The sequence below is a fragment of the Mesorhizobium sp. M4A.F.Ca.ET.022.05.2.1 genome, assembly GCF_003998845.1.
Taxonomy (GTDB): Bacteria; Pseudomonadota; Alphaproteobacteria; order Rhizobiales; family Rhizobiaceae; genus Mesorhizobium.
The window spans coordinates 1-11,746 of the sequence record NZ_RZOJ01000165.1; the positions used below are offsets into that span (position 1 = coordinate 1).

General features: G+C 62.9%; 10 protein-coding genes and 2 pseudogenes. 7 read left to right on the forward strand and 5 right to left on the reverse strand.

All coding sequences use genetic code 11. The features are described from left to right. A pseudogene (locus EN745_RS18595) lies at positions 1–216 on the forward strand (sarcosine oxidase); the annotation flags it as partial. Here EN745_RS18595 and EN745_RS18600 read toward each other — a convergent pair. Next, positions 213–806, reverse strand: coding sequence for a hypothetical protein (locus EN745_RS18600; protein WP_126054896.1), 594 nt, complete (start codon positions 804–806; stop codon positions 213–215). The pseudogene EN745_RS18595 and the gene EN745_RS18600 sit on opposite strands and share 4 nt — an antisense overlap. Positions 807–1,139: 333 nt before the next feature. Here EN745_RS18600 and EN745_RS18605 point away from each other — a divergent pair, with 333 nt between their 5' ends. The 4 genes from EN745_RS18605 (at position 1,140) to EN745_RS18620 (ending at position 6,492) form a co-directional block, all read left to right on the forward strand. Beyond that, entirely contained in the window at positions 1,140–1,769 is a 630-nt protein-coding gene (locus tag EN745_RS18605) for an ATP-dependent Clp protease proteolytic subunit (protein ID WP_127421959.1), read from the forward strand. Positions 1,770–2,063: 294 nt separating this feature from the next. Further along, positions 2,064–3,338, forward strand: a complete 1,275-nt coding sequence (clpX, locus tag EN745_RS18610) for an ATP-dependent Clp protease ATP-binding subunit ClpX (RefSeq protein WP_126054894.1) — start codon at positions 2,064–2,066, stop codon at positions 3,336–3,338. 273 nt (positions 3,339–3,611) lie between these two features. After that, entirely contained in the window at positions 3,612–6,023 is a 2,412-nt protein-coding gene (gene lon / locus EN745_RS18615; protein ID WP_126054893.1) for an endopeptidase La, read from the forward strand. A gap of 196 nt (positions 6,024–6,219) precedes the next feature. After that, positions 6,220–6,492 carry an HU family DNA-binding protein gene (locus tag EN745_RS18620; RefSeq protein ID WP_006201846.1) on the forward strand — a complete coding sequence of 91 codons (273 nt, stop codon included), beginning with the start codon at positions 6,220–6,222 and terminating at the stop codon, positions 6,490–6,492. A gap of 72 nt (positions 6,493–6,564) precedes the next feature. Here EN745_RS18620 and EN745_RS18625 read toward each other — a convergent pair whose 3' ends face one another. After that, on the reverse strand, positions 6,565–7,587 hold the full coding sequence (locus tag EN745_RS18625) for an aldo/keto reductase (RefSeq protein ID WP_126054892.1): 1,023 nt from the start codon (positions 7,585–7,587) through the stop codon (positions 6,565–6,567). Positions 7,588–7,775: 188 nt separating this feature from the next. On the opposite strand from EN745_RS18625, the gene hxlB reads away from it, so the two are divergent. Together hxlB and EN745_RS18635 are read left to right on the forward strand one after the other, a co-directional pair. Beyond that, positions 7,776–8,342, forward strand: a complete 567-nt coding sequence (gene hxlB, locus EN745_RS18630; protein WP_127406126.1) for a 6-phospho-3-hexuloisomerase — start codon at positions 7,776–7,778, stop codon at positions 8,340–8,342. Positions 8,343–8,346: 4 nt separating this feature from the next. Beyond that, complete coding sequence (locus EN745_RS18635; RefSeq protein ID WP_127406127.1) at positions 8,347–9,090, forward strand: creatininase family protein; 744 nt, start codon at positions 8,347–8,349, stop codon at positions 9,088–9,090. Between the two features lie 157 nt (positions 9,091–9,247). Here EN745_RS18635 and EN745_RS18640 read toward each other — a convergent pair whose 3' ends face one another. The 3 genes and pseudogenes from EN745_RS18640 to EN745_RS18650 all read right to left on the reverse strand — a co-directional run. Next, on the reverse strand, positions 9,248–10,165 hold the full coding sequence (locus EN745_RS18640; RefSeq protein WP_126054889.1) for a carbohydrate ABC transporter permease: 918 nt from the start codon (positions 10,163–10,165) through the stop codon (positions 9,248–9,250). 12 nt (positions 10,166–10,177) lie between these two features. Next, the gene (locus EN745_RS18645) at positions 10,178–11,299 is read right to left on the reverse strand and encodes a sugar ABC transporter permease (RefSeq protein WP_127421960.1); all 1,122 of its coding nucleotides are present in this window, start codon (positions 11,297–11,299) and stop codon (positions 10,178–10,180) included. A gap of 101 nt (positions 11,300–11,400) precedes the next feature. Further along, positions 11,401–11,746, reverse strand: a pseudogene (locus tag EN745_RS18650) (sugar ABC transporter substrate-binding protein); the annotation flags it as partial.

The following is an 11,746-nucleotide window of genomic DNA, read 5'->3' on the forward strand; positions in this document are numbered from 1 at the left end:
GCTGAATACAGGGTGACCGAGGTCGTGACCTGCGCCTACACCTTCACCGCCGACGAGAAGTTCTTGGCGCACGAAAGGGGCAAATGCCTGGTCGTCTCGGCCTGCTCCGGTCATGGCTACAAGTTCGGCGCGGCGGTCGGCAGGCGTGTCGCCAAAGCCGTTGGCGACGGTGATGTCGGCGGCCTCAAGAAGTGGCTGCGGGCAGAGGTGGCCTAATCCCGGCAATGGCGCTCGATATGCACGCGCCGCCAGTGCGTGGAGCCTTCCCTGACCAGAACCCGACGCGCCACCCTCTGGTATGAGGGCGCGATCTCGGTGATGCGCCGCCGCTCCGGCCGCACCAGCACCTCCCGGGCGACGCTCTCATATTCGGCCGGAAGGACCACGCGCCGCACACGCTCGGGTTCGATGACCACGGTTTCGGCGACCCGCGCATAGCGGGCCTTGCGCCACACCTTGCACAGTACCTTGCGGCCGTGGATGATGCGCCATTCCCAGGCATAGCCGCCATCGTCAACCTTGACCGTGTGGTAGACGGTGCGGCTGACGGCCGGCACCACCTCGTAGCTGACGCGGGCTGGCGCGATCTGCTCGACGCTCTCGCGCGTGCCGTAGATCGGCGCATCGTAGTCGACGAGTTGGCCGCCGGGGCTGACCATCAAGTCCTCGTAAACGGTATCGTAGACCGCCGGCCTGCGGATCGGCTCGTAGCATTCGAGCGCGCGGGCGCCGGCAGCCGTTTGCGATATCGTGGCAAGGATGGCGAGGCCCGCCACGGCCAGGGATGCAGGGCTTTTGCGGATCATGACATTCCCCCATGGAAAAGAACGCCAGTTCAACGCGGAAGTTGTAGCGGAAGCTCCGTGCCCGGAAAGCGGTTTTGCGGCTTTTCGTTAAGGGGCGCGGTTAAGAAAGTGCTACCGTTTCGGAGTGCCCCGGGAGCCGGTTCGTCGAAAGACGCTTCGCTCCCGCCTTTCGTGGTGGTAGCGCTTGATTCGGCTTAACCAGATGGCTAGGAGGGGCGGCCTTGCGTTAGGGTGAGCCGGCATCCTATTTACATCCTAACGATCCAGAACCGATTCTGCCCGATTGCTCATACTCCCCGGCGCCGGAATCCCATCTTCAAAAAGGGATAGTCCATGAAGAACCCCGTCGAAACCTACATGAACCTCGTTCCGATGGTGGTCGAACAGACCAATCGCGGCGAGCGGGCCTACGACATTTTCTCGCGCCTGCTGAAGGAGCGCATCATCTTCATCACCGGTCCGGTCGAGGACGGCATGGCGACGCTGGTTTGTGCACAGCTTTTGTTCCTCGAGGCGGAGAACCCGAAGAAGGAAATCAGCCTCTACATCAATTCGCCGGGCGGTGTCGTCACTTCGGGCATGGCGATCTACGACACCATGCAGTTCATCAAGCCGGCGGTGTCGACGCTCTGCATCGGCCAGGCCGCCTCGATGGGCTCGCTGCTGCTTTGCGCCGGCCACAAGGACATGCGCTTCGCCACGCCGAACGCCCGCATCATGGTCCACCAGCCGTCCGGCGGCTTCCAGGGTCAGGCCTCAGACATCGAACGTCATGCCCAGGACATCATCAAGCTGAAGCGCCGCCTCAACGAGGTCTACGTCAAGCACACCGGCAAGAGCTATGACGAGATCGAAAAGACGCTCGACCGTGACCATTTCATGACCGCCGACGAGGCCAAGGACTTTGGTCTGATCGACAAGGTCATTTCGTCGCGCGAGGCCGCCGAAGTCGCCGCCGCATAGGCCCCGGTTGGCAGCCTGGTGGCGGGAAAACACGCTTTTGGCGTGGCTTGCGGCATTTCGGCCACAATTGGCTGTTCCCTCGACGGGTGGGATTGCCTACGTTAAGGCTATGTTGATTTTCGACGGCTTAGCTTTGTGTGGGGTTGCTGCGAATCGTTGCCGCGTCTTCTGATTTGTGTTTCGTACGGAATACGCTGTGTGAGCTGGGACACTGGCGGTAGCGCATTCTCGCGATAGATTGATGAGACGCCCTTGGCCAGACCATCGGCGGGCGGGCGGTGAAAGGACAGGAAAATGAGCAAGGTCGGCAACAACGGCGGTGATTCAAAGAACACGCTCTACTGCTCGTTTTGCGGCAAAAGCCAGCACGAGGTGCGCAAGCTGATTGCCGGTCCGACGGTCTTCATCTGCGATGAATGCGTCGAGCTCTGCATGGACATCATCCGCGAGGAGAACAAGACCTCGATGGTGAAGTCGCGCGAGGGCGTGCCGACCCCGCAGGAGATCCTCAAGGTCCTCGACGACTATGTCATCGGCCAGCCCTACGCCAAGCGCGTGCTGTCGGTGGCTGTTCACAACCACTACAAGCGCCTCGCGCACGCCGGCAAGAACAACGATGTCGAGCTGGCCAAGTCCAACATCCTTTTGATCGGCCCGACTGGTTGCGGCAAGACGCTGCTGGCGCAGACGCTGGCCCGCATCATTGACGTGCCCTTCACCATGGCCGACGCCACGACGCTGACCGAGGCCGGCTATGTCGGCGAGGACGTCGAGAACATCATCCTCAAGCTGTTGCAGTCGGCCGACTACAATGTCGAGCGCGCCCAGCGCGGCATCGTCTACATCGACGAGATCGACAAGATCTCGCGCAAGTCCGACAACCCCTCGATAACCCGTGACGTGTCGGGCGAGGGCGTGCAGCAGGCGCTGTTGAAGATCATGGAAGGCACCGTTGCCTCGGTGCCGCCGCAGGGTGGCAGGAAGCACCCGCAGCAGGAATTCCTGCAGGTCGACACCGCCAACATCCTGTTCATCTGCGGCGGCGCCTTCGCCGGGCTGGACAAGATCATCTCGGATCGCGGCCGCAAGACCTCGATCGGCTTCGGCGCCACGGTCGCTTCGCCCGAGGATCGCCGCACCGGCGACATCTTCCGCCAGGTCGAGCCCGAGGATCTGCTGAAGTTCGGCCTGATCCCCGAATTCGTTGGCCGTCTGCCCGTGCTGGCGACGCTGGAAGATCTCGACGAGCCGGCGCTGATCCAGATCCTGACCGAGCCGAAGAACGCGCTGGTCAAGCAGTACCAGCGCCTGTTCGAGATGGAGAATGTCGACCTGACCTTCCACGAGAACGCGCTGTCGGCGATTGCCAAGCGCGCCATCGAGCGCAAGACCGGCGCGCGCGGCCTGCGTTCGATTATGGAAGCCATCCTGCTCGACACCATGTTTGAACTGCCGGCACTGGAAGGCGTGCGTGAGGTGGTAATTTCGGAAGAGGTGGTGTCCGGCAACGCCCGGCCGCTCTATATCTATTCCGAGCAGAAGGAAAAGAAGGGCTCCGTCAGCGCCTGATCGGGGTCCGGCATTTGAATTCTCTTGAAACGGCGCCGCGAGGCGCCGTTTTGCTGAGAGGGCGCCTTGCCTGGCCGATGGAGTAGGATGAACGGACCGTGTTTGCCCTTGATCTTTGCCGCTTACACATCCAACTAACAGCAGAAGGCCGTGGTGCCGAATTCTGTGCTGTAAAACTCCCGTCACAAACGGTGGTAGGCGGAACGATCCTCGGTCGTTAATATGAGATTCGCGGTTGGCTCAATTAGCGGCCGCGACATGAAAGGTTGGACAATGGCCAAAATATCCAGGGCTTCCGGCGACGGCGTCTTCGCGGTCCTCCCGCTGCGCGACATCGTTGTGTTTCCGCACATGATCGTTCCGCTCTTTGTCGGGCGCGAAAAGTCGATCAAGGCGCTGGAAGAGGTGATGGGTCAGGAAAAGCAGATCCTGCTTGCGACCCAGATGAACGCAGCCGACGACGATCCCGAGCCCGATGCGATCTACGACATCGGCACGCTCGCCAATGTGCTGCAATTGCTGAAGCTTCCCGACGGCACCGTGAAGGTGCTGGTCGAAGGCGCCTCGCGCGCGAAGATCGTTTCGTTCACCGATCGCCCCGACTTCCATGAGGCCCGCGCGTCGGCGCTGGTCGAGCCGGAAGAGGAGGAGGTCGAAATCGAGGCGCTCGCCCGCTCGGTCGTCACCGACTTCGAGAACTACGTCAAGCTGAACAAGAAGATCTCGCCCGAAGTGGTCGGCGCCGCCAGCCAGATCGACGACTATTCCAAGCTCGCCGACACGGTTGCCTCGCACCTCGCCATCAAGATCCCCGAGAAGCAGGAGATGCTGGCCACGCTGTCCGTCAAGGAGCGGCTGGAAAAGGCGATGGGCTTCATGGAAGCCGAAATCTCCGTCCTGCAGGTGGAGAAGCGCATCCGCTCGCGCGTCAAGCGCCAGATGGAGAAGACCCAGCGCGAGTACTACCTAAACGAGCAGATGAAGGCGATCCAGAAGGAGCTCGGCGAGGGCGAGGACGGCCGCGACGAGGCCGCCGAGATCGAGGCGCGCATCAAGAAGACCAAGCTCTCCAAGGAGGCCCGCGAGAAGGCGGAAGCCGAATTGAAGAAGCTGCGGACGATGTCGCCCATGTCGGCGGAATCGACCGTCGTGCGCAACTATCTCGACTGGATCCTGTCGATCCCGTGGGGCAAGAACTCCAAGGTCAAGCATGATCTGGCCTTCGCGCAGAACGTGCTCGACACCGACCATTTCGGTCTCGACAAGGTCAAGGACCGCATCGTCGAGTATCTCGCCGTGCAGAGCCGCCAGAAGAAGATCAAGGGGCCGATCCTGTGCCTCGTCGGTCCTCCCGGCGTCGGCAAGACCTCGCTCGGCAAGTCGATCGCCAAGGCGACCGGCCGAGAGTTCATCCGCATGGCGCTCGGCGGCGTGCGCGACGAGGCCGAGATCCGTGGCCACCGGCGCACCTATATCGGCTCGATGCCCGGCAAGGTCATCCAGTCGATGAAGAAGGCCAAGAAGTCCAACCCGCTCTTCCTGCTCGACGAGATCGACAAGATGGGCCAGGACTTCCGCGGCGACCCGTCATCGGCCCTGCTCGAGGTGCTCGATCCTGAGCAGAACTCGACGTTCATGGACCACTACCTCGAGGTCGAATACGACCTGTCGAGCGTGATGTTCGTGACGACGGCGAACACGCTGAACATCCCTGCGCCGCTGATGGACCGCATGGAGATCATCCGTATCGCCGGCTATACCGAGGACGAGAAGATCGAGATCGCCAAGCGGCACCTGATGCCGAAGGTGATCCGCGACCACGCACTGCAGCCGAAAGAATTCTCCGTCGGCGAGGACGCGATCCGCGGCATCATCCAGACCTACACCCGCGAAGCGGGCGTGCGAAGCCTGGAGCGTGAGCTGATGAAGCTCGGGCGCAAGGCGGTGACCGAGATCCTGAAGACGAAGAAGAAGTCGGTCACCATCACCGCCGACAATCTCGCCGACTATCTCGGTGTGCCGCGCTACCGTTTCGGCCAGGTCGAGGCGGACGATCAGGTCGGTGTCGTCACCGGTCTTGCCTGGACGGAAGTCGGCGGCGAGCTGCTGACGGTCGAAGGCGTCATGATGCCCGGCAAGGGCCGCATGACGGTGACCGGCAATTTGCGCGACGTGATGAAGGAATCGATCTCGGCGGCGGCCTCCTATGTCCGCTCGCGTGCTCTCGATTTCGGCATCGAGCCGCCGCTGTTCGACAAGCGTGACATCCACGTCCACGTGCCGGAGGGGGCAACCCCGAAGGACGGCCCGTCGGCTGGCGTGGCAATGGCGACCGCCATCATCTCGGTGCTGACCGGCATTCCGATCAAGGCCGATGTCGCCATGACCGGCGAGATCACGCTGCGCGGCAGGGTGCTGCCGATCGGCGGTCTCAAGGAGAAGCTGCTGGCCGCGCTGCGCGGCGGTATCAAGAAGGTGCTGATCCCGGAAGACAACGCCAAGGACCTGGCGGAGATCCCGGACAACGTGAAGAACGGCATGGAGATCATTCCGGTCTCGCGGGTCGGCGAGGTGCTGCGCCACGCGCTGGTGCGGATGCCGGAGGCGATCGAGTGGGTCGAGCCGGTAAACGCGCCGGCCGCGGCCGACAGTGGCGACGATGCCGGAAAGTCGCTTGCGCATTAGTTTTAGCTAAAGTTGCAGCGCACAAAACGAAAGCCGGGTCTCGCGCCCGGCTTTTTAATGTGAAAAACCCCGGAATTCCGGGCTTTTTTCGGATTTTTTCCGCTTTTTCGACTTGGTTGCAGGAACGCTTCTTTCTAAAGTCCGTTTCCTGCCGGATGAGTCGAAAGTTCCGGTTTTCTCATGGAAGGGAATTTTGATGAACAAGAACGAACTGGTGTCCGCTGTCGCCGATGCCGCGAGCATTTCGAAGGGTGACGCCCAGTCAGCCGTCGATGCGGTGTTTTCCGTGATCACTGGCGAACTGAAGAAGGGCGGCGATGTCCGGCTTGTGGGCTTCGGAAATTTCACCGTGTCAAAACGCGCTGCTTCGACCGGCCGCAACCCGCAGACCGGCGCCGAAGTGAAGATTCCGGCGCGCACCGTGCCGAAATTCTCGGCCGGGAAGGGCCTCAAGGACGCGGTCAACTAAGACCTTTTTCTTTAAAGATCAGAAAAGCCGGGCTTGCCCGGCTTTTCTTTTGCCCATCGCCAGCAGGGCGGATCAGCCCGTCGGCGCGTCCGCGCGCAGCAGCCCTTCCTGCTTCAGGTCGACCCACAGGGCGGCGGGCAGCTTGACGTCGAGCAGCGCGCGGTTGCTTTCGACCTCGGCCGGCCGTTGACCGCCGGGGATTACCGACACGACGGACGGATGCTGCAGCGGGAACTGCAGCGCCGCCTCGATCAGGCGCACCCTGTGGCGCTTGCAGACCGCCTCGATGCGCGCCACGCGATCGAGCACCTCCTTCGGCGCCTCCGAATAATCATAGAAGGCTCCCGGCTTCGGCCCCGTCGCCAGGATGCCGGAATTGTAGGGGCCGCCGAGCACGATGCCGATGCCGCGCTTTTGGCAGAGCGGCAGGAAGGATTGCAAAGCCTCCTGCTCCAGCAGCGTGTAGCGCCCGGCCAGCAGGAAAAGGTCGAAATCGCCGCGCTCGGCCAGCGCCTCACAGACCTGCCATTCATTGATGCCGCCGCCGAAGGCCTTGATCACGCCCTGGTCGCGCAGCGAAAGCAGCCCGTAATAGCCGGAGGACATGAACTCCTCGATGCGACGGTCGGACGCCTCCTTGCTGCCATGGGTGAAGATATCGACGTCGTGGACGAACAGGATGTCGATGCGGTCGACGCCGAGGCGTTCCAGCGAAGCCTCGAAGGAGCGCATGACGCCGTCATAGCTATAGTCGTAGACCTCTTGGCGCGACGGCGTGTCGAAGAACTTGCCGATGCCGGTGCGCTGATCCGGCGGGCAGGCGCGCATCAGGCGCCCGACCTTGCTCGACAGCACATAGTCGTCGCGCTTCTTGCCGCGCAGGAACGGGTTGAGCCGGGTTTCCGACAGGCCGAGACCATAGAGCGGCGCGGTGTCGAAGTAGCGGCAGCCGGTGTTCCAGGCCGCTTCCAGCGTGGCATGGGCGTCCTCGTCGGAGACGGCGCGGTAGAGATTGCCGAGCGGCGCCGTGCCGAAGCCGAGCTCGGTAAAGTCGATGCCGCCATTGCCGATGCGGTCGAAATGCCGTGTCTTCATGTCGTGGAGTTTTCCTGGGGCTGATTTGTCTGACATGACACTATCACGCCCGTGGCACAGCAAAAGCGTTGACGACCGTTGGACGCGCATTTTCGCGGTGATAGCATGAACAAAAACAAGCTGTTCGGGGAAAGCGTGAAGCAAGGATCGCCACTGCGTTTCGAGGCGCGCACAAAGGTGGAAAGCGCATGACTGGCGCCGGCACGGATCTGTTCGCGATCGCGCTGAACGAGCTCGGCGACGTGTTGGCGAAGGTGGACGAGGCGCGCATCGACGCCGCCTGCGACCTGCTCGCCGGCGCCGGCAAGATCGCCGTCTATGGCTGCGGCCGCGAGGCGCTGCAGATCAAGGGCTTCGCCATGCGGCTCTACCATCTCGGCCTGTCGGTATCTGTGGTCGGCGACATGACCACACCGCCGCTCGGCAAGGGCGATGTCTTCCTGGTCAGCTCCGGACCGGGCGAGACCACCACGGTGCTGACCCTGATGCAGGTTGCCCGGGCCGCAGGCGCAAAGGTGCTGCTGCTCACCGCCGAGGCCGAGGGCAGCGCCACGAAGCGCGCCGATTTCACCTTGCTCATTCCGGCGCAGACCATGGCCAGCGACCAGGGCACGGCAAAGACCTCCGTCTTGCCGATGGGGTCGCTGTTCGAGGGCGCGCTGTTCCTGCTCTTCGAGGTGATGGTGCTGAAGCTCAAGGCGCTGACCGGTGCCTCGCCGGAGGCCATGCGCGCCCGCCACACCAATATGGAGTAGGGCGATGCGTTACGAATTGATGCTGCCGCACCAGATCCGCAAGGCGATCACGGAGAACTGGCCGGTCGCTCTGCCGCTCGGCGTGCTCGAGTACCATGGCGAGCACATGGCCGTCGGCATGGACACGCTGGCCGTCGTCAAGACGCTCGAGCTGTTCGGGAAGGAGGCCGACATCGTCATCCTGCCGCCCTTCTACTACGGCGCCGCGAGCTATGCGGTGGCGCCGCCGGAAGGCAGCGGCTCGGTGCAGGTCGGCGGCAATCAGCTGGCGCCGTTCGCCGAGGAGCTGTTCTTCAGCCTGCTGCGCATCGGCTTTCGCAACATCCACGCCATCATCCACCACCAGACCGAGAATTTCGCCGCCGGCATGCCGACCGATCTCGCTTTCAAGGCCGCCGGCCGGCAAGCGATCTTCCGCTTTCTGGAAAAAGAGCGCGGCGAGGGCTGGTGGGGTTCAGAGGCGATGGCGGACTACTATGCAGGCCATGCCAAGGGCGAGAACTTCTTCAATTGGGTCCAGGTGCATCCGCTGATGTCGGCCGCCATGAACGGCCGGTACCCGTTCGACCATGCCGGCATCGGCGAAACCTCGCTGATGCTGGCGCTGTGCCCCGAAGCGGTCGACGCCGGCCGCCTCGCCGACAATACAAGCTGGTACACGGCGAGCGCGCCGGAAGCTTCGGCCGAGCTGGGCAGGAAGGGCGTCGCCATGATCCTCGAGCATTTAAGGTCGATCCTGCGGGCCTAGCTCCCCCTTCTCCCTTGTGGGAGAAGGTGTCGCCGAAGGCGACGGATGAGGGGTGCTCCAGGGAATGCCGACGTCTCACTCCGCTGGAACACCCCTCATCCGTCTCGGCGCTGACGCGCCGATCCACCTTCTCCCACAAGGGGAGAAGGGGAGGCGGCTACTTCACCGCGCCGGCCGTCATGCCCATGATCAGGTAGCGTTCCAGAAGGATGCCGATGACGGCAAGCGGCGTGATGGCGGCGGTGGCGAGTGCGGCCATCGACCACCAGTTGATGCCTTGCGACCCGGTCTGGCTCGCCACCATGACGGGAATGGTCTTGGCGTCGGTCGAGGTCAAAAGCGCGGCGAAGAAATACTCGTTCCAGCACAGCACCATCGCCAGGATGAAGGCCGCGACCATGCCAGGCAGCGCGATCGGCATGACGATGCGGAAGAAGGCGCCCCAGATCGACAGGCCGTCGACGAGCGCTGCCTCCTCCAGCTCGACCGGGATCGAATTGAACTGGTCGCGCATGATCCAGATGACGATCGGCAGCACCATCAGCGTGTAGAGCAGGATCAGCCCGACGCGCGTGTCGAGCAGGCCGACCTCGCGGTAGAGCACCAGGAAGGGCAGCGCCAGCACCACCGGCGGCAGGATCAGCTGCGACAGGAAGAAGAAGGAGATGTCCTCGTTCTTGAACCAGGCAAAGTGGTAGCGGTAGCGGGTCAGGCCGTAGGCGGCGAGGCTCCCGATGATGATGGCGAGGCCGGATGCGCCGACCGAGGCGATGACCGAATTCATGAAGCGCTTGAAGAACTCGTCGCGCACGGTCGAGGTCTGCGTGATCGAGTCCGGCGACAGGCCGAGCGAGCGCCAGCCCTTCCAGTCAGGCTGGAAGTCGACGAACGGGATCAGATGGCCCTGGGTGACGTCGACCGCCGATTTGAATGACGTCGTGATCGTCCAGTAGATCGGGAAAAGGCAGATGAAGGACCAGAACACCAGCGCGCCATAGATGAAGACGCGGCTGGTCAGGAAGCTCGCCGGCGAGCTGATTTCGGAGACGGAATAGTCGGTGGTCTGGACGCTCATGTTGCCGGCCGCTCAGTTGACGTTGCGCACGAAGCGGCTGGCGAATTTCAGCAGCCAGGTCACGAACACGATGATGATGACGAGATAGGCCATGGCCAGCATCGTGCCGTAGCCGACATTCGAGCGGTCGCGGTACTCGCGGTAGATGAAGCTCGACACCGAATCCGTGGCGCCGCCGGGCCCGCCCGACGTCACCGTGATGATGATGTCGGCCAGCTTCAGCTTGAAGATGATGCGCAGGATCACCGCTGTCACCGACACCGGCAGCATCAGTGGGAAAGTGACCTGCCAGAAGGTCTGCCAGGCGGTGGCGCCGTCGACGCGCGCCGCCTCAAGCACCTCGCGCGACATCGCCTGCAGGCCGGCAAGCAGCATGATCATCATGAACGGGATGAAGGTCCAGGCATCCAGCACCATGACCGAGATGCGGGCGGTGATCGGGTTGGAGAAGAAGGCGGGATTGTCCCAGCCGAGGTATCGCGCCAGCGTCGCCGCCGGGCCGAAGCGATACTCCATCAGCGACTTGCCGATCATCCACGACACCGCGACCGGCGACAACATCAGCGGCATCAGGAAGACGACGCGGAAGAATTTGCGGGCGCGGATCTGCGCGTTGAGGAGCAGCGCCAGGCCGAAGGCGATGACATATTCGACGAACACCGCGAGCACATACAGTACCATGTTGAACAGCGCGTTGCGGTAGTAGGGGTCGGCCAGCATCTGCCAGAAATTGTCGAGCCCGTTGAACTTGCGGCCGGAGAAGGAACTGAGGTTCCAGTCGGTCAGCGCGATGTAGAAGCCGAACAGGGTCGGGAAGACCACCATGGCAATGGTGAACAGCAATGCGGGAAGCAGGAACAGCGCGCGCTGGCCGTCCTCGCCGCGCGTCAGCACCTGCCCAATGCCCAGCGCCACGCCCCACAGCACATAGGCATAGACGATCGGCCGCCAGGTATCGAAGCCGAGCGTGGTGACTTCCGTCTTGTAGAGGATCTGCAGCGCGATGACGGCGAGCAGGCCGAGCGTCGCCGCGGCCATCAGGGCGAAACCGAGCCGCTTGCGGCCGGGTGCGATCAGATCGGCTGGAACGCCGTTTGCCGGCCATGCATTGGTTGGCAAGGTCTGGTCAGCCACGCGACCCGTCCGTCGATACAAAAGCTTACGACCGGCCCGTCCGGTCAAAACAGGGTCCGGCGGCTTTGCGTCGCCGGACCCCGGTTCATCATACGATCAGGCTACACGCCGAGCGAGGCTTTGTAGAGCTTGATCTGGTTTTCGCGGCCGATCTGGTCGGTCAGCTTCTCCCAGGCGGCGGCGATGGCATCGGCGCCTTCCTGCGCCTTCATCTTGCCGGCGAAGGTGTTGGCCAGGATGTCCTCGGCGGCGCTGTAGTACTGGAAGATGCCGGGGATACGCGGCTCGATCGCCGCGTTCGGATGATTGTAGCTGTCACCCTCGGACTTGAGGTAGGAGCTGATGAACGCCTCGTCGTAGCCGGCCGCCACCCATTCTGGAATGTTGAAATGGCTGTTGCGGTAGGGCTGGAAGCCCGACGGATAGGCCGCGCACCAGAGCGACAGG

Bases quoted from the DNA above. Each gene is read 5' to 3' on its own strand.
- EN745_RS18620 (WP_006201846.1), top strand. From the start codon at position 6,220: ATGAACAAGAACGAACTGGTGTCCGCTGTCGCCGATGCCGCGAGCATT.
- EN745_RS18635 (WP_127406127.1), top strand. From the start codon at position 8,347: ATGCGTTACGAATTGATGCTGCCGCACCAGATCCGCAAGGCGATCACG.
- EN745_RS18600 (WP_126054896.1), bottom strand. From the start codon at position 806: ATGATCCGCAAAAGCCCTGCATCCCTGGCCGTGGCGGGCCTCGCCATC.
- hxlB (WP_127406126.1), top strand. From the start codon at position 7,776: ATGACTGGCGCCGGCACGGATCTGTTCGCGATCGCGCTGAACGAGCTC.
- clpX (WP_126054894.1), top strand. From the start codon at position 2,064: ATGAGCAAGGTCGGCAACAACGGCGGTGATTCAAAGAACACGCTCTAC.
- EN745_RS18625 (WP_126054892.1), bottom strand. From the start codon at position 7,587: ATGAAGACACGGCATTTCGACCGCATCGGCAATGGCGGCATCGACTTT.
- EN745_RS18605 (WP_127421959.1), top strand. From the start codon at position 1,140: ATGAAGAACCCCGTCGAAACCTACATGAACCTCGTTCCGATGGTGGTC.
- EN745_RS18640 (WP_126054889.1), bottom strand. From the start codon at position 10,165: ATGAGCGTCCAGACCACCGACTATTCCGTCTCCGAAATCAGCTCGCCG.
- lon (WP_126054893.1), top strand. From the start codon at position 3,612: ATGGCCAAAATATCCAGGGCTTCCGGCGACGGCGTCTTCGCGGTCCTC.